Source organism: Clostridium sp. K13, from assembly GCF_019734195.1.
Taxonomy (GTDB): Bacteria; Bacillota; Clostridia; order Clostridiales; family Clostridiaceae; genus Clostridium.
Genome location: NZ_JAASHM010000078.1, coordinates 1 through 2954 on the forward strand (window position 1 = coordinate 1; position 2954 = coordinate 2954).

The window sequence follows — 2954 nt, forward strand, 5'->3', positions numbered from 1 at the left end:
ACAATGTGAATTATTAGCTAGAAGTGCAGCATAAAAAAGTTTGACTTTTTGTGTCCAAAATATTGACATAAGACCATATAATAATTCGAGTAAATATTTGTATAAAGAAAATTCTAATGTATTAGATTATAGTTCAACCACAAAGAGTAAAAATAAAAATATGTATACTAAGATATCTTTATTAGAAAAAATAGTATTGATATACACAGAAAATTTAAAGTTTTTTAAAAATTATGTTCATTATGAGAATATAGAAAAAAATATAATAGATGATTTTGAAAAGCTTAATATTATTAAAGGTGATACAATTCAATTTATATTAAGTAATCCTCAATATTTAAAACAAACTCAATCAATAACAGGTATTAAGTATAATAAGACAAACCTTATACCTATCAAAACCTTAATAAATAAAAATGAGATATCAAAAAATATATATGAAAATAAGATTGTTTTAGGATTTTTAAAGTCAATATATTTAGTTATAAATGATGAAATTAATATATTATCAAAAACTAGAGTGGATAATATTAAAGATAAATATAATGGGCAATATATATCGTCAGGGTATCATATACATGAATTTATATTAAATAGTATTAATTCATATTTAGAAAAGTTATACGCTTTAAAGAAGCAATTTTTAGAACTATATTTATTGTATAAAAAGGTTTTAAAATGTGATGAAATAATTATAAATAAAATACCTAAACCAAATGCTAATTTCATAAAAATTAAACACTATCAAAAAATTTATTTAGTGATAAAAGAATGGTTTGAGAATGGAAATTATGATTTTAAAATAGAAAACATGATTTTAAGTTTTAATAGTGTTAGTGAAATTTATGAATATTACGTATTGTTGAATATTAATGAATATCTTATTCAAAATAAATTTGATTTAATTGATACTTTAAAAATTGTATATACTACTAGTAAAAATAGTTTGTATATTAATACTAGATTTGAAAATACATTTATATTTAAGAAAAATGATATAGAAATAACTGTATTTTACCAACCATTAGTATCTTCGAAGAAAAAAGATTTTAATCATTTGCTTGGATTATTTAGGAATAATAATATAAATTATCAAGGAGAACGTTCAGAATATTATACTCCAGATTATATTATTAAAATTAATAGAGGAATTAAAAATGAATATATAATTTTAGATGCAAAGTTTTCGACTATTAATACAGTAATTAAATATAGTTTTAATAAAATAGCGTACAAGTATTGTTTTTCTATAAGTACAGAAAATGAAAATGATGAGATAAATAAGGTTTGGATAATAAATAGTCAGAATGATATTCATGAAAATAATAAATTATTACATAACTTGTATAATAGTGATTTTAAGATAAGAAATGATGAAATAAAACCTTCAATGAAAGTTCTGACTTTTAATCCTAAAATAGAAGCAAATATTAATTTTAATAATTTATCACAATTATTTAGAGAAATACAGTAAATAGCTATTGAAAATATTGATTTTATTTAATCTAAAAAGACTGTAAAAACATTTGCTTTCACAGTCTTTTTAGATTAGGAATAAAGCCATTGCTTGGCTTTAAATCTGTGAGTATCAGTAATATAAACCTCAGCTAATTTAAGTGCTCCAAGTAAAGCGGCTACATCGTCACTATATCCACCAGGTGCTAAATCTGGAATTATGTCGATAGGATTAATAAAGTATGTTAATGCTGAAAAAATAGTTATTTTTATACTGAGAGGAACTGTATTATCAATTGCACAAAAGTACATTGCTATAACATCAGTCATAAAGGGGATATGTGCTAGTGTATTCTTAACCTTCTTAAAGAAATTTTTCATTATATATTCTTGATTAAAAGTATTTTTCATAAATAAAACCTCCAAAATTTAATTAACTTAATTTATCTTATGAACTAATTTTAAAATAAAAATGGTATAAGGTGTTAGGTGCAAAATGCACACTATAATGCATAGGAGCAAAATAAATGAGTAATAAAATAATAAATAGATTTGATGAATTAAATAAAAAGATACTAAAACAATGTAAAACAATTAATGATATTGAAGAGAATATTCCATTTGCAGAAGAGTTATTAGATGATATGGAATATAAAAAAAGTTTTCATTCAACTAGTAGTTTTGAGTGTATTCCTTTTTCTATTATAGGTGGAGCAGTATCTGCAACTAAGGAGTTGATTAATGGCTATAGTTGTACTCTAAATAGAAATATATTAAATAAGATTAATAAGCTTAATAAAAATGACACTAATATACAACCACGAAGTGGAGAATGGGGTAAATTATTAAGAGAAAATTCTATAGATAAAATTATTGAAAAAGTTAATTTTAATAGATTTTCAATACAACATTATCTAAATCATTTAAAGAATGAAAGTGGTATAACTTTTGAACAAATATGTATTAAATCGAATCATAAAGAGAGTTACATAACTCCTGTATTTAATATTAATGGAAAAAGAAAGAGAAATCCTAATAGAAATTGTATAATAGGTTTAGCTTTTGCATTTGAGCTTAATACATTTGAAACTAATTATTTATTAAAGGCAGCAGGATTTAATGAATTATATTTGAGAGATAAGAGAGATTTAATTATTGCTAAAGGATTAATGGATTTTATGGATATAAATCAGGTGAACTATTATTTATTAAAATATGATTGTTGTAAGATTGGAAATCTAGACGAGGAATAAATAAAATGTAATTAAATATACTAGATAATATAAAGAAGAAAAAAACAGTAAAAAAATTAGGCAGTAGAATGGTCACGGTATACCGTGACCATCCTGTTGCCTAATTTTTTAAGTTATTTATACTTTTATGATATAAAATAATTTATATGTAATTAAAATATTATAAAATAAATGGGGCTGTATCAAAATAACTTTTGATACTAGCCGAATAAGAAAGGGAGGATTCGAATTCGAATCCTCCCTTTT

The 2954-nt window shown here is 22.3% G+C and carries 3 protein-coding genes; 2 read left to right on the plus strand and 1 reads right to left on the minus strand.

Translation table 11 applies throughout. The features are described from left to right. Window positions 1–97 precede the first annotated feature (97 nt). Window positions 98–1474, plus strand: a complete 1377-nt coding sequence (locus HCG76_RS18785) for a hypothetical protein (RefSeq protein WP_221701789.1) — start codon at window positions 98–100, stop codon at window positions 1472–1474. A 74-nt stretch (window positions 1475–1548) separates the two neighbouring features. Here the strand turns inward: HCG76_RS18785 and HCG76_RS18790 are convergent, their stop codons facing one another. Continuing rightward, window positions 1549–1866, minus strand: a complete 318-nt coding sequence (locus HCG76_RS18790) for a YkvA family protein (RefSeq protein WP_221701790.1) — start codon at window positions 1864–1866, stop codon at window positions 1549–1551. A 116-nt stretch (window positions 1867–1982) separates the two neighbouring features. On the opposite strand from HCG76_RS18790, the gene HCG76_RS18795 reads away from it, so the two are divergent. Then, window positions 1983–2708 carry a hypothetical protein gene (locus HCG76_RS18795; protein WP_221701791.1) on the plus strand — a complete coding sequence of 242 codons (726 nt, stop codon included), beginning with the start codon at window positions 1983–1985 and terminating at the stop codon, window positions 2706–2708. The last annotated feature ends 246 nt before the right edge of the window (window positions 2709–2954 follow it).